Annotated in this window: 17 protein-coding genes; 9 read left to right on the forward strand and 8 right to left on the reverse strand. The window is 61.7% G+C overall.

What is annotated here, in order from left to right:
* The first annotated feature begins 7 nt into the window (after positions 1 to 7).
* On the forward strand, positions 8 to 235 hold the full coding sequence (locus tag EGN72_RS11100) for a DUF1150 family protein (protein WP_127047550.1): 228 nt from the start codon (positions 8 to 10) through the stop codon (positions 233 to 235).
* A gap of 118 nt (positions 236 to 353) precedes the next feature.
* Here EGN72_RS11100 and trxB read toward each other — a convergent pair whose 3' ends face one another.
* Positions 354 to 1,295 (reverse strand): thioredoxin-disulfide reductase, encoded by a 942-nt coding sequence (trxB, locus tag EGN72_RS11105; RefSeq protein ID WP_127047552.1) that lies wholly within the window; start codon positions 1,293 to 1,295, stop codon positions 354 to 356.
* A 192-nt stretch (positions 1,296 to 1,487) separates the two neighbouring features.
* On the opposite strand from trxB, the gene EGN72_RS11110 reads away from it, so the two are divergent.
* Positions 1,488 to 1,988, forward strand: coding sequence for an Lrp/AsnC family transcriptional regulator (locus tag EGN72_RS11110; RefSeq protein WP_127047554.1), 501 nt, complete (start codon positions 1,488 to 1,490; stop codon positions 1,986 to 1,988).
* A gap of 381 nt (positions 1,989 to 2,369) precedes the next feature.
* Here the strand turns inward: EGN72_RS11110 and EGN72_RS19180 are convergent, their stop codons facing one another.
* From EGN72_RS19180 to lgt, 4 genes are all read right to left on the reverse strand, one after another.
* Complete coding sequence (locus EGN72_RS19180) at positions 2,370 to 2,522, reverse strand: hypothetical protein (protein WP_158623179.1); 153 nt, start codon at positions 2,520 to 2,522, stop codon at positions 2,370 to 2,372.
* Positions 2,523 to 2,808: 286 nt separating this feature from the next.
* Complete coding sequence (pgeF, locus tag EGN72_RS11115) at positions 2,809 to 3,561, reverse strand: peptidoglycan editing factor PgeF (protein WP_127047556.1); 753 nt, start codon at positions 3,559 to 3,561, stop codon at positions 2,809 to 2,811.
* Positions 3,558 to 4,628 carry a class I SAM-dependent methyltransferase gene (locus EGN72_RS11120; protein WP_127047558.1) on the reverse strand — a complete coding sequence of 357 codons (1,071 nt, stop codon included), beginning with the start codon at positions 4,626 to 4,628 and terminating at the stop codon, positions 3,558 to 3,560. The genes pgeF and EGN72_RS11120 overlap by 4 nt, the downstream gene beginning before the upstream one ends.
* On the reverse strand, positions 4,615 to 5,499 hold the full coding sequence (gene lgt / locus EGN72_RS11125) for a prolipoprotein diacylglyceryl transferase (RefSeq protein ID WP_127047560.1): 885 nt from the start codon (positions 5,497 to 5,499) through the stop codon (positions 4,615 to 4,617). The genes EGN72_RS11120 and lgt overlap by 14 nt, the downstream gene beginning before the upstream one ends.
* A gap of 147 nt (positions 5,500 to 5,646) precedes the next feature.
* Here lgt and EGN72_RS11130 point away from each other — a divergent pair, with 147 nt between their 5' ends.
* The 5 genes from EGN72_RS11130 to EGN72_RS11150 all read left to right on the forward strand — a co-directional run bounded on the left by EGN72_RS11130 (position 5,647) and on the right by EGN72_RS11150 (position 9,873).
* Positions 5,647 to 5,892, forward strand: a complete 246-nt coding sequence (locus EGN72_RS11130) for an accessory factor UbiK family protein (protein WP_127047562.1) — start codon at positions 5,647 to 5,649, stop codon at positions 5,890 to 5,892.
* A gap of 191 nt (positions 5,893 to 6,083) precedes the next feature.
* Positions 6,084 to 6,977 carry a BadF/BadG/BcrA/BcrD ATPase family protein gene (locus EGN72_RS11135; protein WP_127047564.1) on the forward strand — a complete coding sequence of 298 codons (894 nt, stop codon included), beginning with the start codon at positions 6,084 to 6,086 and terminating at the stop codon, positions 6,975 to 6,977.
* Between the two features lie 74 nt (positions 6,978 to 7,051).
* Positions 7,052 to 8,083, forward strand: a complete 1,032-nt coding sequence (locus tag EGN72_RS11140; RefSeq protein ID WP_127047565.1) for an SIS domain-containing protein — start codon at positions 7,052 to 7,054, stop codon at positions 8,081 to 8,083.
* 182 nt (positions 8,084 to 8,265) lie between these two features.
* Positions 8,266 to 9,009, forward strand: a complete 744-nt coding sequence (locus EGN72_RS11145; protein ID WP_127047567.1) for an SDR family oxidoreductase — start codon at positions 8,266 to 8,268, stop codon at positions 9,007 to 9,009.
* Positions 9,010 to 9,024: 15 nt separating this feature from the next.
* Entirely contained in the window at positions 9,025 to 9,873 is an 849-nt protein-coding gene (locus tag EGN72_RS11150) for a fumarylacetoacetate hydrolase family protein (protein ID WP_127047569.1), read from the forward strand.
* A 243-nt stretch (positions 9,874 to 10,116) separates the two neighbouring features.
* Here EGN72_RS11150 and murJ read toward each other — a convergent pair whose 3' ends face one another.
* Genes murJ through EGN72_RS11165 form a run of 3 tightly spaced genes read right to left on the reverse strand, consistent with a single transcriptional unit; the run spans position 10,117 to position 15,704 of the window.
* Positions 10,117 to 11,664 carry a murein biosynthesis integral membrane protein MurJ gene (murJ, locus tag EGN72_RS11155; RefSeq protein WP_127047571.1) on the reverse strand — a complete coding sequence of 516 codons (1,548 nt, stop codon included), beginning with the start codon at positions 11,662 to 11,664 and terminating at the stop codon, positions 10,117 to 10,119.
* Positions 11,661 to 14,492: a [protein-PII] uridylyltransferase gene (locus EGN72_RS11160; protein WP_127047573.1), complete on the reverse strand. Its 2,832-nt coding sequence runs from the start codon at positions 14,490 to 14,492 to the stop codon at positions 11,661 to 11,663. The genes murJ and EGN72_RS11160 overlap by 4 nt, the downstream gene beginning before the upstream one ends.
* A gap of 36 nt (positions 14,493 to 14,528) precedes the next feature.
* Positions 14,529 to 15,704 carry a penicillin-binding protein activator gene (locus EGN72_RS11165; protein WP_127047575.1) on the reverse strand — a complete coding sequence of 392 codons (1,176 nt, stop codon included), beginning with the start codon at positions 15,702 to 15,704 and terminating at the stop codon, positions 14,529 to 14,531.
* An 84-nt stretch (positions 15,705 to 15,788) separates the two neighbouring features.
* Here EGN72_RS11165 and rsmI point away from each other — a divergent pair, with 84 nt between their 5' ends.
* The gene (gene rsmI, locus EGN72_RS11170; RefSeq protein WP_127047577.1) at positions 15,789 to 16,709 is read left to right on the forward strand and encodes a 16S rRNA (cytidine(1402)-2'-O)-methyltransferase; all 921 of its coding nucleotides are present in this window, start codon (positions 15,789 to 15,791) and stop codon (positions 16,707 to 16,709) included.
* Positions 16,706 to 17,059 (forward strand): YraN family protein, encoded by a 354-nt coding sequence (locus EGN72_RS11175; RefSeq protein ID WP_127047579.1) that lies wholly within the window; start codon positions 16,706 to 16,708, stop codon positions 17,057 to 17,059. The genes rsmI and EGN72_RS11175 overlap by 4 nt, the downstream gene beginning before the upstream one ends.
* Positions 17,060 to 17,130: the final 71 nt, after the last annotated feature.

The raw sequence follows: 17,130 nt of genomic DNA on the forward strand, positions 1-17,130 counted from the left end.
GCCGAAGATGGACACGCCTTTTGAAAATATGCCGACCGCGGCGGAGCGGATTGTCTATGTCCGCGCCGTGTCGGTCGCGGATTTGCCGCAGGATGTGCAAGACCAAGCCGAAGGGTTGAAGACGATCTATGCCGTGCATCGCGGCGATGGGGCACGCCTTGCCTTGGTCGCCGACAAGCGCCTCGCCTTTGCCTTGGCGCGCGAACATGATCTGGCCCCGGTCAGCGTTCACTGACCGCAAATGCCACCTTATAAAACCAAAGGCCGGGCTGCCAAAGCGCCCGGCCTTTTTGGTCTCGCGCCCCTTTGCCTGCGCAGATCATCGCGCAGGCAAAGGGGGAACAGATCCCGCTTTATTCCTGCTCAGCCAAGAACCGTTCCGCATCCAGCGCGGCCATGCACCCCATCCCGGCCGATGTAACCGCTTGGCGATAGACATGGTCGGTCAGATCGCCCGCCGCGAAAACGCCGGGGATGGAGGTCTGGGTAGAGCCGGGCTTTACCTTCACATAGGCCCCATTGTGCAATTCCAACTGGTCCTTCACCAGTTCCGAGGCCGGGGCATGGCCGATGGCCACGAAAAAGCCCGCGCAAGGAATATCGGTCGTCTCGCCGGTTTCCACATGCTTGGCGCGCACAGCCGTGACGCCGCGCGGGGTTTCATCGCCCAGAACCTCCTCGACCGAGTGGTTCCACAACACCTCCACCTTGGGATGTTTGAACAGCCGGTCCTGCATGATCTTTTCGGCGCGCAGGCTGTCGCGGCGGTGGATCAGCGTCACCTTGGTGGCGAAATTGGTCAGGAACAGTGCCTCTTCCACCGCTGTATTGCCGCCGCCGATCACCACGACTTCCTTGCCGCGATAAAAGAACCCGTCGCAGGTGGCACAGGCTGAAACACCAAAACCCTTGAATTTCTCCTCGGAGGGCAGGCCAAGCCATTTTGCCTGTGCGCCCGTGGCCAGAATAACCGCATCGGCGGTGAAGGTGGTGCCGCTGTCGGCTTTGGCGGTGAAGGGGCGCTTGGACAGATCAAGGCTGGAGATGTAATCCGAAATCACCTCGGCCCCCATCGCCTTGGCATGTTCTTCCATCCGCACCATCAGATCGGGGCCTTGCACATGGGTGTCGCCGGGCCAGTTTTCCACCTCGGTCGTGATGGTCAATTGCCCACCCGGTTGCAGGCCCTGCACCAGAATGGGGTTGGTCATTGCCCGCGCGGCATAGACGGCGGCGGTATAGCCTGCCGGCCCAGAGCCAATGATCAGGATTTTGCTGTGACGAGTCTCGGCCATGATGCCCCCAAGAAAATGTTCAGCCCTTCATATATGCGCTGGAGGCGGGGGCGAAAACCCCAAAGGCTGCCGCAGGGTGGCGCGGGCGTGTCGATGACAAAATCTTGCGCGGTGTTGAAATAATATTGCGCAAACCGGGTGAAAAACATAAGGTCCGGCACGAAACACCGCAATTTAAGGGAAAGACAGGTTATGGCTGGCTCGAAACTGGATCCGATCGACCGGCAAATTCTGGCGGAATTGCAGGCCGATGGGCGGATGACCAATGTGGAATTGGCAAAACGCGTCGGCATTTCCGCACCGCCCTGCCTGCGCCGGGTGCGCACGCTGGAGGAGGCGGGGTTCATCAAGGGCTATCACGCCGATATCGACGCCCGCGAAATGGGGTTCGAAGTGCAGGTTTTCGCCATGGTGCGCTTGCATTCCCAAGCTGAAAGCGATCTGTCCGCTTTTGAGGCGCGTTGCCGGGCTTGGCCGCTTGTGCGTGAGTGTCACATGCTGAACGGCGAGATTGATTTTATCCTGAAATGCGTGGCCCCCGATCTGTCGACCTTCCAAAGCTTTCTGACGGGTGATCTGCTGAAGGCAGACAATGTGGCCAGCGTGAAAACCAGCCTTGTGATCCGTGGGGCCAAGGATGAGCCGGGTGTGCCTTTTGACGTGTTGGAAGAGCGGCTGACCCGCAACGCCTGACGCCTTCCATGGGTCGGCTGTGCCAAGCGGTGCTTGAAACACAAAAATGGCGGCCCTGTTGCGATATGCCAGAGGAGCATATCAGGGCCGCCGTTTTTGAAACCTGGTCTTCTTGACACGTTGGGTGCCCTAGGCCCGATCGCCCTTTGGTCTTACCTCGCTTACGGTCCGAACTTCCCAATCGCGGCGCGTTTCACCGCGTCACAAGGGAAAGATGGCTGAATTGCGGCGCTCTGTCAAAGATTTTCCTTAATACAACGCCTTACGTCACCAATCCCGCAGCGGGCCGAGCGATTGTTTCGGAATTTTCAGAGAATACGGCAGAATAAAGATGCAAAAAGGGGGCCTGCGCCCCCTTTCGTGATTCGTCTGTGCGCTGGTTCAGCGGGCAGCGATGGCACGCTGTGCGTTCTGCGGTGCCGGTGCCGGTTTGAAGGCCGCAGGCTTGCGACGATTACCGCGCTGGAAAGGCAGGGCGGGCTGAGCCTCTAGGCTGGTGGCGATGACGGATTTGAGCCAGCGGCGTTTGGTCATGGTGTGCTCCTGCAAGTCTTGGTGGCGCGATGCGCTGTGTTGCTTTCGTTAGGATCACTATCGCCGCGCATTGGGGCAGGTCTTTGGCGCTGATTTGCTTTTTCTGAAAATTTTGCGGGCTGCTTTGGGGCGAAATATGGCAAATCCGCCGCATCGGAAAACGCCTGTGAAATAAGGGGTTTTTGCAGGCTCGGGCGACAATGCGGTGGATTTGCCGTTTATTGTTTCCCGATTTAAGGCAAATTCGCGGCAGTTTTTGCCAAGATGCCGCCCAATTCCGGCCCGGTTACAACCGGATGACCGAAATCAATCGCCCATAATCGGCCTCGCCGCGATGGGTGGTGCGGCGATAGGAAAAGAATCGCTCCTCATCGGCATAGGTGCAGTGCCGCGTCCATTCGGCATGGCCGATACCCGCCGCGCGCAGCCGCGCAAGGCCAAAGGCGGGCAGGTCAAACATCGCGCGATCCCCGGTGCCCCCTGCGAAAAAGCGGGCGTGGTCGGGGTCGTCGTCCAGAAAGCTTTCCAGAAATTCGGGGCCGACCTCATAGGCGGCTTGCGAAATACAGGGGCCAATGACGGCGGTGGTGCGCGCGCGGTCGGCGCCGAGCGCTTCCATCGCGGCCAGCGTCGCCTCCAGCACGCCATCTTTCACGCCGCGCCAGCCAGCATGGGCCGCACCGATCACCCCGGCTTGCGGGTCGGCAAACAGCACGGGCTGGCAATCAGCGGTCAGAATGCCCAAGGCAAGGCCGGGCGTGGCCGTCACCATCGCATCGGCGCGCGGGCGGTCGGTAAGCGGTTCGGTCAGCGTGACAACATCGGCCGAATGCACCTGATGCACGGTTTGCAGATGGTTGGGCGGCACATCCATCGCCGCTGCCACCCGCGCCCGGTTGATCGCCACCGCTTCTGACAGGTCCGAACTGCCCGGCCCGCAATTCAAGCCCTGAAATATCCCCGAAGAGGCCCCGCCCTTGCGGGTGAAAAACCCGTGGCTCAGGGGTGCAAGCGCGTCAGATGTCAGAATTTCGATCATATTTGGTCAAACCCCGGCGGCGCTGGGCTATGGGCGGGATGAAGGGCCAGCGCCTTGAACAAGCTTCCCATTTCCTCGGCCCGGGTCAAGCGTTGTGTGGCGGCTAGATGGTTTTCCAATGCCGCCCCGGACAGATTTCGCGCCAAACGCTCTGCCCGCGCGCCAATGCCAAGCCGGGCAAGCAAGGCGGCCTGATCCGTCAGGCCCGTGGCCCGTGCGGGTTTGGCGGCATGGGCCAGTGCCTCAAAATCGACATGGGCTGTCAGATCGGCCAGACCGGGGGCCTCAAACGGGTTGGCAAAGGCGTGGCCACGCAGCGCTTGCAGCGTATCACCTTTGGAACGCCAGTTGCCGTAATCAATGATCACTGCTGCCCCGCCCATAGCGGCAATCTGCCCACCAATCCGCGCCATGATGGCCCCCGCCTCGGGACGTAACTCGACCACCTCGCCGGGCTTCACATCTTCACTCCGATGCGCAAGTGCTGGCAGGTCTGTCGGGGCGGCATAGCCTTTGACCAGCCGGCCCTCCGCACTGCCCACGATGGTTTCGCACCAGCCTTGACTATGGCGGGTGAACTGGCGGATCGGCAAGGCGTCGAAAAACTCATTCGCGATCTGGAAAAGCGGCAGATCTTGCGGCACGGCGTCCAGCCCCTCCGCCCAGGTCACCGCATGATCCGCCAGTGTCGCCTGTTGCACGCGCCGCAGGCTGGGCGAGGCTTCGACCAGATGCACCTGCGCGGCTGTATGAAAGCCGGGCACGCCCCGTGTCGCGCGCAACAGGTCCGCCATCAGCGTGCCGCGCCCGGGGCCAAGCTCTGCCAGCACAAAGCGGTCCGGCGCGCCTTGGTCCACCCATGCCTGCGCAAGGCACAGGCCCAGCAATTCGCCGAACATCTGGCTGATCTCTGGCGCGGTGATGAAATCGCCGGCCCGCCCGAAAGGGTCGCGCGTGGTGTAATACCCATGCGCCGGGTGCAGCAGGCATTCGGCCATATACTCGGCCAGCGTCAGCGGCCCTTGCGCTGCAATACGCGCCAGCAAGATCGCTTCAAGCGCGGACATGGCGGGCCTGCCAGATCAGAAAAAGCCCCACCGCAATCATCGGCAGCGACAAGGCCTGCCCCATTGTCACGCCGTAACCTGCGATATGAAAGGCCAACCCCAGCGGGTTCCCCTCGCTGACAAATTGCGCATCGGGTTGGCGGAAAAACTCCACGAAAAACCGCGCCGCACCATAGCCTGCCAAAAACACCCCCGTCACCTGTCCCGGCCATTTCAACGCGCCGCGCCGATAGACCAACCACAGCAACACGGCCCCAAGCAGCAGCCCTTCCAGCCCCGCCTCATACAATTGGCTGGGATGGCGGGCGCAGATGCCAAATACATCCGGGCAATCCTGCGCCGCATCGCCGGGAAAGGCCACGCCCCAAGGCAGATCGGTCGGGCGGCCCCACAGCTCGGCATTGATGAAATTTGCAATCCGCCCCAGCAGCAACCCCGGCGGGGCAGCAAGCGCCAGCAAATCCGCCGCCGGACGCAAAGCAATCCCCTCGGCCCGGAAAAACAGATAGGCCGCGACCACAACACCCAGAAACCCGCCATGAAAGGACATGCCGCCTTGCCAGACCTTCAGCACCTCCAACGGATGCGACAGGTAATAGCCGGGCTGATAAAACAGCACAAAGCCCAGCCGCCCGCCCAAAATCACCCCCGCGATGATCCATGTCAGCAGCCGCTCCACCTGTTCGGCATTCATCGGCACGGCCCCCGCCCAAAGGCGCGGGGTAGCCAGCGCATGCAGCACCAGCCGCCAGCCAATCACCAACCCCACGATATAGGCCAGCGCATACCAACGCAGTGCAAAGGTCATGCCACCCAGAGTGATCGAAAACAGATCGGGGGAGATATTGGGAAAGGCGATATAGCCTTGCATCATGCTGTCCTTTTGCGGCCCATCCGGCGCTTGGGTTCTCGGGCGCGGCGGGGCCGATGTCAACCAATTCGCCGCACCCCGCTTGCCCCGGCGGCGATGCACCGCCATATAGGCACAACAGATCACGGCACCAGACAGGAGGCCCCGATGCAGACCCGCAACAAGTTCTTTGACGATATGTCGCAATTGATGACCAATGCGATGGGCGTGGCCCAGGGCGCCAAAACCGAAGCGGAAACCGCGATGAATTCGATGGTCGACCGCTGGCTTGCCAATCGCGACTTCGTCACGCGCGAAGAATTCGATGCCGTCCGCGCCATGGCCCAGAAAGCACGCGAAGAAAACGCAAGCCTTCTGGCCCGGATTGAGGCGCTCGAAGCCAAAAAAGTCTGACCCGCTTTCTTTTCGGCAAAAATATCCCACGGAGGTCTGGAGGTGTGAAACCTCCAGCCCCCGATGTCCAGCCGCGCAGCCGGTGGGCTGTTGCGCAGGCTTTGGCCATTGCAGCCCCAATCCGGGTATGTTTGTCTCACAGCATCACCCCGGCATATGGATCGGGAAAAGCGTAATCACACGGGTGCCGCATGGCCAAAAAACAGCTTCCTTATGTCATCGGTTGTGATGGCGGCGGCACCGGTTGCCGTGTCGTGCTGGCCGATGCGCAAGGGCAGGTTCTGGCGCGCGCCTCTGGCGGGCCGGCCAATGCGACCTCTGATTTCGCCCTGACCATCACCAGCCTGTCCGCCGCATTGGCAGAGGCGGCGGCGCAGACTGGCCTTTCACCACAGGCTTTGCGGGCCAGTGTGGCGCATTTTGGTCTTGCCGGGGTTGTTTCGCCTGCGGTGGCCGCACAGGTCGCCGCGGCCTTGCCTTTTGACCATATCACCGTCACCAGCGACCGCGAGGTTGCGGTGACGGGCGCGCTGGGTGGGGCGGATGGGGTCTTGCTCGCCATTGGGACGGGAACGATTGTTGCAGCACAACGCGCCGGACAGCGCCGCGATGCAGGGGGCTGGGGCCTGCAGCTTTCCGATCAGGCTTCGGGGGGCTGGCTGGGGCGGGCATTGCTGGAACAAGTGCTGCTATGCCATGATGGCTTGCACCCCCACAGCGATCTGACCCGCGCAACTCTCGCTGACTTCGGGGCACCGCTCGACATGGTGCTGTTCGCAGCACAGGCGCAGCCTGCCGATTATGCCCGCTTTGCCCCGCAGGTCATCGCAGCGGCGCAAGCGGGCGATGCGGTCGGGCGCGGGTTGATGCAGCGCGGGGCGGCCTATCTGGACCTTGCGCTCAAGGCAGTGGGCTTCATGCCCGACGAGGTGCTGTGCCTGACAGGCGGCATCGGTCCGCATTACGCCGCCTATCTGGCAGCGCCTGCGCAAGCAGCCATTACGGCTGCACGGGGCAGCGGGCTGGACGGGGCGCTTTGGCTGGCACTGGCCACGGCACGCGGCCTTCGGGGCGGGGCGGCTTAAGCCGATGGCGCTTTGCGCCCAGCCTCGCTAACCTGTTCGGATTGCAGACAAGCGGCTGGCAAAGGAACGCAGAAATGGCAAAGCCTGACACCTTCATGCGGCAGGAAATTCTGGAGATCCCGGCCGTGGTCGAGTCGCTGTTGACCAAGGGGGCAGCGGGCATAGAGGCTGCGGCGGCTGCCCTTGTCAGCCATGACCCGGCCTTTATGGTTTCGGTTGCGCGTGGCTCCTCGGATCATGCGGCGACCTATGTCAAATATTGCTCTGAGCTGTTGCTGGGCCTGCCCATTGCATCGGTCGGGCCCTCGGTTGCGTCGGTCTACAGGCGACCATTGCGGCTGAACCGGGCTGCCTGCCTTGCGATATCGCAATCTGGCAAAAGCCCCGATATCGTGGAAATGGCGCGGGCAGCACGGGCCTCTGGCGCGCTGACGCTGGCCTTGACCAACCACCCGGAAAGCGATCTGGCGCGGGTCAGCGACCACACGCTTTGCCTGCATGCCGGAGAGGAGCGTTCGGTCGCGGCGACCAAAACCTTTGTCACCTCGATTGTGTCCGGCCTGTGGTTGCTGGCGCGCGTGAAAGGCGATGCCGAGGTTCTGGCAGCCTTGCACGCTTTGCCCAAGGTGCTGGAACAGGCTGCCCATGCCGATTGGTCGGCGGTAGGGGCGGCGCTGGGGCAGCGCAACTCATTGTTCTGTCTGGGGCGGGGCCCGGCCTATGCCATTTCCAATGAGGCGGCGCTGAAATTCAAGGAAACCTGCCAGCTGCATGCCGAAAGCTATTCTTCGGCCGAGGTGTTGCATGGCCCGGTGTCCATCGTTGATGGCGGCTTTCCGGTGATTGCGCTTGCTGCCCATGACGCGGCAGAGCCGCTTTTGGTGCAGGTGGCCGATGACATCGCGGCAAAAGGGGCGATGGTGTTTGTCACCTCGACCAAGGCGAAACGCGCGGTCAGCCTGCCGACAATTCGCACCGCCCATCCGCTGACGGACCCGGTCGCGCTGATCGTTTCATTTTATGCCATGGTTGAACAGATCGCCCGCGCCCGTGGCATCAACCCCGATGCCCCGCGTCACCTGCGCAAAGTGACCGAGACGATCTGAGGCAGCATCTCTGGGCCCACCGGATGCATCTGGGTCCGTGGCCGATTGGCAAAGCCGCCCGACCAAATAACACATTTCCGGCAGCTAATCGGCGGAAAGACGGTTGACTAAGCTTGTGAAACCATGGCCCTTGTAACTGGTATGGTAGACGGGCGCCCTGCGCGCCGAACAGGGGGATCACCATGGGCAGACTTTCCGGCAAAAAGGCTTTTGTTACCGCAGCGGGGCAGGGGATTGGCCGCGCCTCGGCGCTTGCGATGGCACGCGAAGGGGCGCATGTCGTCGCAACCGATATCAACGCCGAAACTTTGGCCACTTTGGCAGACGAGGGGTTGGAGACGCATCTTCTCGATGTGCGCAAGCCCGATGCGGTGGCTGCGATGGCGGCACAGGTGGGCACGGTCGATATTCTGTTCAACTGTGCGGGCTATGTGGCGCATGGCACGATTCTGGATTGTGATGAAGAGCAATGGGCTTTCAGCGTCGATCTCAATATGACTGCGATGTATCGCGTCACCCGCGCGTTTTTGCCTGCGATGCTGGCCAATGGCGGCGGGTCGATCATCAACATGTCCTCGGTCGCGTCCTCGATCATCGCAGCGCCGAACCGCTATGTTTACGGCGCAACCAAAGCGGCCGTGATTGGCATGACCAAGGCGATTGCTGCCGATTTCATCACCCAAGGTATTCGCTGCAACGCAATCTGCCCCGGCACGATTGACAGCCCGTCGCTGGAACAACGGATGCGGGCGCTGGGCGGCGGGGATTATGAAAAGGGCCGGGCCGAATTCATGAAGCGGCAACCGATGGGGCGCATGGGCACCCCGGATGAGATTGCCAATCTGGTGGTTTATCTTGCCTCTGATGACAGCAGCCTGACAACCGGGGCCGCGCATGTGATTGATGGCGGCTGGTCGAACGTTTAACGGAAAGGAAGTAAAATGAAACTTTTGCGTCATGGCCCCTTGGGGCAGGAAAAGCCGGGTATTCTGGCAGCAGATGGCACGATGCGTGACCTCTCGGCTCATGTGGCTGATATCGGCGGGGCGGCACTGTCGGATGCAGCCCTTGCCACACTGGCCAAGATTGACCCGGCCTCGCTGCCTGTGGTGTCTGCGGGCACACGGCTTGGGGCCTGTGTTGCGGGATCGGGCAAGTTCATTTGTATCGGTCTGAACTATGCCGATCACGCCGCCGAAAGCGGCATGGCCGTGCCACCGGAACCTGTGATCTTCATGAAGGCCACCTCGGCGATCTGTGGCCCGAATGATCCCATTATCATCCCACGCGGGTCGGAGAAAACCGATTGGGAGGTGGAGCTTGGGGTCATCATCGGGACCAAATGCAAATATGTCTCCGAGGCCGATGCGATGGCCTATGTCGCCGGCTATTGCGTGTCGAACGACGTGTCCGAGCGGGCCTTCCAGACCGAGCGTGCGGGGCAATGGACCAAGGGCAAATCTTGCGACAATTTCGGGCAGATCGGCCCCTATCTGGTCACGCGGGATGAGGTGGCAGACCCGCAAAATCTGTCGATGTGGTTGACCGTGAACGGTAAGAAGATGCAGAATGGCTCCACCAAGACCATGGTTTATGGCGTGGCGCATGTGGTGTCTTATCTGAGCCAGTTCATGACCTTGCACCCCGGCGACGTGATCTCGACGGGCACGCCGCCCGGTGTCGGCATGGGGATGAAGCCACCGCAATATCTGCGCGCAGGCGATGTGGTGGAACTGGCAATCGAAGGGCTGGGCCAGCAGCGGCAGGATGTGATCGCGGACCCAGCCTGAGGCGCGGAGGGCCAAGCAGGACAAGACGCGCGCGGGGAGGGGCCTCGCGCGCGGTTTTCGTTTGGCGCTGTATCGGCGCTGGGCCGCGTGGAACGGTTGGATGCCTTCGGCGAGGATATTTTTGAACAGATGAAATCAGCGGTCACACGCACGACCGCGCCGGGGCGCGCCAGCGGCCCGGCGCCCGGCCCAACCTTGAGGCGACGCGGCACGCGTCAACGAATGGCGGGAGCCGTCCCCGTCTTAGCCGCGTTTGCGCCGCAAAGCTTTGGTGAAATCCGACAGGTCAAACGCGCCGATGGCGTTGCCAAAGCCGAAATAGCTGATGATGCCGGTCAGGATCAGGATCAACAGCGCGCCATATCGCCAGCCTTCGGTCGCCAAGGGCAAGGCCAGCAGGGCCGCCATGCCCCAAAGGCAGCCGCCCATGATCAGGCTTGCGGCAAAGATGCGGGGCGCCCGGTCGCGCAAACGGGGATCAAAGCTTGAAGCAGCCCCCATGCCGCGTGCGCCATACCAAAGCTGTGCCAGCATGACCCATGCAGACAGCGTTGTGGCCCAGGCTGCGGCTGAAAACCCGATGATCGGCAGCAAGCCGATGGCAATCGCAAGGTTCACCACCATCGACAGCACCGCAAAGTGAAAGGGGCGGCGGGTATCTTCGCGCGCGTAATACAAAGGTTGCAGCACTTTTTGCATCACGAAAGCGGGCAACCCCAGCCCATAGATCGCCAAAGCCAATGCCGTCGGTGCGGTATCAGAGGCCGCAAAAGCGCCGCGTTCGAACAGCACCGAGATCAGCGGGCTGGCAATCACCATCAGCGCCACCGCCGAGGGCAGGGTCAGCGCGAGGGCGAATTCCGTGCCGCGGTTGAAGCTGTCGCGGCCGCCGTCCTCATCCCCCGCGCGCAGGCGGCGCGACAGGTCTGGCAGCAGCACTGTGCCGATGGCGATGCCCACCACACCCAGCGGCAGTTGATAGAGCCGGTCCGCATAGGACAGCCATGCCACCGCGCCTTCGGTGAAACTGGCGACCTGACGACCGACCAACAGGTTGATCTGCACCACCCCACCCGCCAGCACCGCAGGCCCCGCAATCACCGCAAGACGGCGTAGTTCCGGCGTAAACCTGGGCCAGCGTGGCAGCAGCGTGAATCCGGCCTGCCGCGCCCACCACCAGGCAAAGGCGAATTGCGCCAACCCGGTGACGGGCACCGTCCAAGCCAATGTCAGCCCCATATCCCAGCCAAACCGCGCGGCCAGCAGCATGGCTGCGATGAAGATCAGGTTCAACAGCACCGGCACGAAAGAGGCTTCGGTAAACCGCCCCAAGGTGGTCAGCACGCCCGACAGCAGCGCCACCAGCGAAATGAACAGGATATAGGAAAAGGAAATCCGCCCGAAGGTCACCGCAAGGTCAAACCGCGCATCACCGACAAAGCCCGAGGCCATGGCCCAGACCAGCCAAGGCATCGCAATCGTGCCGATGAGGGTAAAGACGATCAGTAACGCGCCAAGGGCAGAAAACGCGTCGCGGGCAAAGCCCTGTGCATCCTCGCCCGCTTCCAGTTTCTTGGCGAACAGCGGCACGAAGGCCATGTTGAACGCGCCTTCGGCAAAAAAGCGGCGGAACATATTGGGCAGCGAAAAGGCGATCAGAAAGGCCTCGGCCACCGGGCCTGCGCCCAGATAGGCCGCCATCATCACATCGCGGGCAAAGCCCACACCCCGGCTGGCCAGCGTCCAGCCGCCAACCGTCAGAAAGCCTTTCACAAGGCGGATCGGCTTCATGTCTTGGCCCTTTCGGCACCATCAATGATGGCTTGGCGCAGTTTACGTTCCAGCGCCTCTTGCTTGGATTTGGTGTGCAGCTTCAAGCCGAACATGTCCTTGACGTAAAAGCTGTCGACCACCTGCGCGCCAAAGGTCGCGATGACGGCGCTGGCGATATAGATGTTATTGGCCGCCAATGTGCGCGTCAGGTCATAGAGCAGGCCGGGGCGGTCGCGGGTATCGACCTCGACAATCGTGTAAATCTCGGAGCCTTCGTTGTCGAAGGTGATATGGGTCGGAAAGCGGAATTCGCGTTCGCGTTTCTTGACCTTGTCACGGTCGGCCAAGGCATCGCGCGGCACCACCTCGCCTTTCAGCGTCTTGGAGATCATGGAGCGCAGGCGGGGCAGGCGGGCGGCCTCATAGGGGTGGCCTTCGCTGTCTTGCACCCAGAAGACGGCGGTGGCCCAGCCATCCTTGGATGTATAGGTCCGCGCGTCCACCACATTGGCCCCCACCAGCGCCAAGGCCCCGGCAAGCCGCGAGAAGATGCCGGGGTGATCGGCCAGTGCAAAGACCGCGCGGGTGGCATCACGGTCCGCATCCGGGTGCAGATCAATGCGGATTTCATCTTCGGTAATGTCTTGCAGCAGTTTGGCAAAGACGGCTTGGGTTTCGGTCGGCAGGCCTTGCCAATAGGGCGGGTAATGCCGGGCGAGTTCGGAGCGAATGGCCTTGGCATCCCAATCCGTCAGCTTTTCCTTCAGCAGCTTTTTGGCCGCATCCGCGCGATTCTCGCGGTTCAGGGTTTCCAGCCCGCCTTCCAGCGCGGTGGTGGTATCGCGGTAAAGTTGGCGCAGCAGCATCGCTTTCCAGTTGTTCCAAGTGCCGGGGCCAACCCCGCGAATATCACAGACGGTCAGCACGCACAGCAGGTCCAGCCGCTTGCGGGTTTTCACCAGTTTGGCAAAATCGCGCACCGTGCGCGGGTCCGACAGATCGCGCTTTTGCGCCACATCCGACATCAGCAGGTGATAGCGCACCAACCATTCCACGGTTTCACATTCCTCGGGGTTCAGGCCAAGGCGTGGGGCCACCTTGCGGGCGATCTGCGCACCAAGGATGGAATGATCTTCTGGCCTGCCCTTACCGATGTCATGCAGCAGCAAGGCGATATAGATCACCTTGCGGTTCACCCCGGCCTTGAGGATGCTGGACGACAGCGGCAATTCCTCAATCAACTCGCCGCGTTCGATCTGAGCAAGGGTCGAGATGCATTGGATCGTATGCTCATCCACCGTGTAATGGTGATAAACGTTGAACTGCATCATCGCCACGATGGCCTCAAACTCGGGGATGATGGCCGACAGCACGCCCAGCTCATTCATCCGGCGCAGGGCGCGTTCGGGGTTGCCGTGTTTCAGCAGCAGGTCGTGAAAAATCCGCAGGGTTTCGCGGTCGGTGCGCAGGTCGTCGTCGATCAGATGCAGGTTCGCGGCAATGGCGCGCATAGCAACAGGATGGATCAGATACCCCGTCCGAAGCGCCTCTTCAAAGATGCGCAGCAGGTTCAGGGGCTCGGCCTCAAGGTCCGACCCCGTGCCAAAGACGATGCGTCCTTGTTCCAGCGCAAATCCGTGTTTCAGCTTTTTGCGGCGGCGGAAAAAGCCGATCAGCGCAGGTTCGGATTTCGCGTGCCGCGCCTCTAGCTGGGTCAGGAAGATGCGGGTCAATTCGCCCACGCGGGTGGCGTGGCGAAAGTAATCCTGCATGAAATGTTCAACCGCGCGCCGACCGCCTGCATCGACATAGCCCATGCGCGCGGCCACCTCGACTTGCAGATCAAAGGTCAACTGATCCATCGCGCGACCCGTGATGTAATGCAGATGGCAGCGCACATCCCACAGGAAATTCTCGGCCACGGCAAAGATGTCATATTCATCCTGCGTCAGCAGACCCGCCTCCACCAGACCCGAGGCGGATTGCACCTCATGCAGGTATTTGCCGATCCAATAGAGCGTTTGCAGATCGCGCAGCCCGCCTTTGCCCTCTTTGACATTGGGTTCCAGAACATAGCGCTGGCCGCCTTGGCGTTTGTGGCGTTCCTCGCGTTCGGCCAGTTTGGCCTCGATAAATTCCGGCCCGGTCTTGCGGAACAGTTCCGCCCAAAGCCGGGTGCGCAGATCGCGGGCAAGCGATTCTTCGCCCGCCAGAAAGCGGCGTTCCAGCAATGCGGTGCGGATGGTGATATCTTCGCGCGCAAGGCGGATGCAATCGCGCACGGTGCGGGTGGCATGGCCGACTTTCAGCTTCAAATCCCACAGCATGTAAAGCATGGATTCGATGACAGATTCGGCCCAGGGCGTGACTTTGTAAGGGGTCAGGAACAGCAGGTCGACATCGGAATGCGGCGCCATCTCGGCGCGGCCATAACCCCCCACGGCGACCACGGCGATACGTTCGGATTCTGTGGGGTTCGGCAGCGGATGCAGGTCTGTCATGGCGACTTGCAGGGCGATGCTGACAAGTCGGTCCGTCAACCACGCATTCGCACGGATCAGCCCGCGTGCATCCCGTGGCTTGTCGCGAAACGCGTTTTCCAGCACGGTGTTGGCCGCTGCTCGCGCCTTTGCCAGATGCTGCACGACGATACTGCGCGCCGCGCGTCCATCAAGCGAGGGTGCCGCCGCAATATCCGCGCGGATCTGCGCCAGCACCGCATCGGGGTCGATGATCTTGCCCGGAGGGGCCAAAAGCTCGGCAAAGGTCAGGTGTGGCAGGCTTGGAAAGGGGATACCCGCCGATGGTCCGGCGGGTATGGCTTGGGCCGCTTTGGTGCGGGGCATAGGGCGTATCCGTCTGGAAAGGAGGGCAGGGCCGGATCAGAACCCGGCACCGCCAAAGCTGCGCGGAGCAGCGTCGATGATGACCACCTGATTGTTGCGGATTTGCGCCACGGCAAGCCCGCGCTCATTGGTGCCATCGCCACGCAGACGGAAGATACCATTCACCCCGACAAAGCCAGACCCTTGGGTCAGGGCTTGGGTGGTCAATGCGCCCGCATTGCCGCGTTTGACCAAGGCACCGATGGCCGCGATTCCATCATAGGCAAGCCCGGAAATCGGGTGCGGCGCCTCACCAAAGGCGGCCTGATAGCGCGATTGATATTGCTGATACAGCGCCGGGTCCGGCATCGCAAACCAGCCCCCCTGCACGCCCGGCAAGGCCAGTGTCGCGGCGGGGATATCCCAGCGGGTCAGGCCGATGAATTGCGCGACCGAGGGGTCAACGCGGTTGTCGCGCAGCATCTGGGTCAGCAAGGGCAGGGCCCCTGCGGTATCTGCGGTCATAAAGACAGCATCCGCGCCGGAACTGCGCACCTGCGCCGCGATTTCGGGGGCCGCCTGCACGATCCCGTTTTGCGAAAACTCGTAACCTACACGCGCCACGACCGAAGCCCCGGCATTGCCGACGCCACGCTCAATCGCAAGGCGGCCAATCTCGCCTGCCGGGGTTCGGTCATTCACGACCATGATCTTGCGCTTGCCCTGCTTGGCCGCGAAAGAGGCCAGACGGTTTGCGGTGTTCTGAAAGGTTGGCCCCAGAACAAAGACGTTGCCACCCGCAATGTCGGTATTGTTGGAAAAGGACAGCACGTTGACACCGCGCGCGGCCACTGCAACCCCTGCCGCATTGGCGTTTTGCGCGAAGACCGGACCCAGAATGATCTTGGCCCCTTCATCCACCGCTTTGATCGCCGCCGCTTGTGCGCCCGCAGGCTTGCCTTGCGTGCTATAGACCCGCAAATCAATCTTCACATTACCCAGATCGGCAATCGCCAGTTTCGCCGCATTCTCCAGTGAGCGCGCCAGAACATCATCGCCCGCCGAACCCGAACCGCTGGGCACCAGCAAGGCCACCGGCACCGGGGCCGAGGTATCAATCTTGGGCCCCGCCCCGCCGACGGGCACAGGCTGACAGGCGGCAAGGGCCATAGCGGCGGTAAGTGCGGCCACGCGAGTCAGTGACTTGCGGGCAGATTTGAAAAACGACAACATGCGGGTCCCTCATTCCGGTGTACAGCAGACGGGTTAACCCTATGCGGTTCGGCGGGTGAAGTAAACTTTGGAAGGGGCTTTATGATGCAGTCTGACAGCACGGAACCGCAAGAGGCGGGAAAGCCCGGCAGCGCCTTCCGCCCCGACCCCCGCCCACTGGCACCGGGGCTTTATTTCGTCTCGACGCCAATCGGCGCCGCACGCGATATCACCTTGCGCGGATTGGATATTCTGGCGAAAGCCGATGTGCTGGCCGCCGAAGACACCCGGACGCTGAAACATCTGATGGAAATTCATGGCGTTGCGCTGGGCGATCGGCATGTCTTTGCCTATCACGACCATAATGGTGAGGCGATGCGGCCCAAATTGTTGCGCGCCTTGGCCGAAGGCAAATCCGTGGCCTATGCCTCTGAGGCGGGAACGCCGCTGATCGCAGACCCCGGCTTTCAACTGGGGCGCGCGGCGATTGCCGAAGGGCTTACGGTGCTTGCCGCCCCCGGTGCCTCGGCGGTTTTGGCCGCGCTGACGGTGTCGGGCCTGCCCAGCGACCGGTTCTTGTTTGCAGGTTTTTTGCCGACACAAGCCGGCGCGCGCGCAAAAACGCTGAATGATCTGGGGCAGGTGCCCGCAACGCTGGTATTTTACGAATCACCCAAACGTATTCACCGAACATTAATGGATATGGTGGACATTTGGGGAGAGACGCGAGAGGCGGCGGTGTGCCGGGAATTGACCAAACGCTTTGAAGAAGTGACGCGCGGCGCTTTGGCAGAGGTTGCGCAGCAGTTTGAAGGCCGTGCGGTCAAAGGCGAGATTGTGTTGCTGGTGGGCCGTGGTGGCGATGAGGTGCCGGATGAGGGCCGGATTGATGAGGCATTGCGGCAAGCGTTGGATACGCAATCGGTAAAGGATGCAGCGGCTCAGGTAGCGCAGGCGTTCAACCTGCCAAAGCGCGATATGTATCAGCGCGCTTTGGCCCTGACACAAAAAGAGGGTGGTGCATGACGGGTTTGGTTTCTTATCGGGCAGGGCTGGCGGCAGAAGATGCCGTTGCGCGTCATTATTCCGACGCAGGGCAGGTTTTGGCCGCCTCGCGTTGGCGTGGCAGCTCTGGTGAAATTGATCTGGTGTTGCGCGAAGGTGCCAGCGTGATCTTTGTTGAGGTCAAGAAAGCCGCAACCCATGCCGAGGCGGCCCTGCGCGTGACTTCGCGGCAAATGGCGCGGATTTATGCGGCGGCCTCTGAATTTCTGGCCGGGGAGCCGAATGGCCAGAACACTGAAAGCCGCTTCGATGTCGCGCTGGTCGATTCCTATGGTCGCATCGAAGTGTTGGAGAATGCCTTTGCGGGCTAGACGAAACAATTGATCCTGCATTGCAAGGGCAGGCTGCATGCGGCAAGAAAGGGCATCAGACAAAGGGATGC

The organism is Pseudorhodobacter sp. E13 (assembly GCF_003991405.1).
GTDB lineage: Bacteria > Pseudomonadota > Alphaproteobacteria > Rhodobacterales > Rhodobacteraceae > Pseudorhodobacter.

Excerpts from the sequence above, each read along its gene's own strand:
- EGN72_RS11100 (WP_127047550.1), top strand. The coding sequence starts at position 8 with ATGGACACGCCTTTTGAAAATATGCCGACCGCGGCGGAGCGGATTGTC.
- trxB (WP_127047552.1), bottom strand. The coding sequence starts at position 1,295 with ATGGCCGAGACTCGTCACAGCAAAATCCTGATCATTGGCTCTGGGCCG.
- EGN72_RS11110 (WP_127047554.1), top strand. The coding sequence starts at position 1,488 with ATGGCTGGCTCGAAACTGGATCCGATCGACCGGCAAATTCTGGCGGAA.
- EGN72_RS19180 (WP_158623179.1), bottom strand. The coding sequence starts at position 2,522 with ATGACCAAACGCCGCTGGCTCAAATCCGTCATCGCCACCAGCCTAGAG.
- pgeF (WP_127047556.1), bottom strand. The coding sequence starts at position 3,561 with ATGATCGAAATTCTGACATCTGACGCGCTTGCACCCCTGAGCCACGGG.
- EGN72_RS11120 (WP_127047558.1), bottom strand. The coding sequence starts at position 4,628 with ATGTCCGCGCTTGAAGCGATCTTGCTGGCGCGTATTGCAGCGCAAGGG.
- lgt (WP_127047560.1), bottom strand. The coding sequence starts at position 5,499 with ATGCAAGGCTATATCGCCTTTCCCAATATCTCCCCCGATCTGTTTTCG.
- EGN72_RS11130 (WP_127047562.1), top strand. The coding sequence starts at position 5,647 with ATGCAGACCCGCAACAAGTTCTTTGACGATATGTCGCAATTGATGACC.
- EGN72_RS11135 (WP_127047564.1), top strand. The coding sequence starts at position 6,084 with ATGGCCAAAAAACAGCTTCCTTATGTCATCGGTTGTGATGGCGGCGGC.
- EGN72_RS11140 (WP_127047565.1), top strand. The coding sequence starts at position 7,052 with ATGGCAAAGCCTGACACCTTCATGCGGCAGGAAATTCTGGAGATCCCG.
- EGN72_RS11145 (WP_127047567.1), top strand. The coding sequence starts at position 8,266 with ATGGGCAGACTTTCCGGCAAAAAGGCTTTTGTTACCGCAGCGGGGCAG.
- EGN72_RS11150 (WP_127047569.1), top strand. The coding sequence starts at position 9,025 with ATGAAACTTTTGCGTCATGGCCCCTTGGGGCAGGAAAAGCCGGGTATT.
- murJ (WP_127047571.1), bottom strand. The coding sequence starts at position 11,664 with ATGAAGCCGATCCGCCTTGTGAAAGGCTTTCTGACGGTTGGCGGCTGG.
- EGN72_RS11160 (WP_127047573.1), bottom strand. The coding sequence starts at position 14,492 with ATGCCCCGCACCAAAGCGGCCCAAGCCATACCCGCCGGACCATCGGCG.
- EGN72_RS11165 (WP_127047575.1), bottom strand. The coding sequence starts at position 15,704 with ATGTTGTCGTTTTTCAAATCTGCCCGCAAGTCACTGACTCGCGTGGCC.
- rsmI (WP_127047577.1), top strand. The coding sequence starts at position 15,789 with ATGCAGTCTGACAGCACGGAACCGCAAGAGGCGGGAAAGCCCGGCAGC.
- EGN72_RS11175 (WP_127047579.1), top strand. The coding sequence starts at position 16,706 with ATGACGGGTTTGGTTTCTTATCGGGCAGGGCTGGCGGCAGAAGATGCC.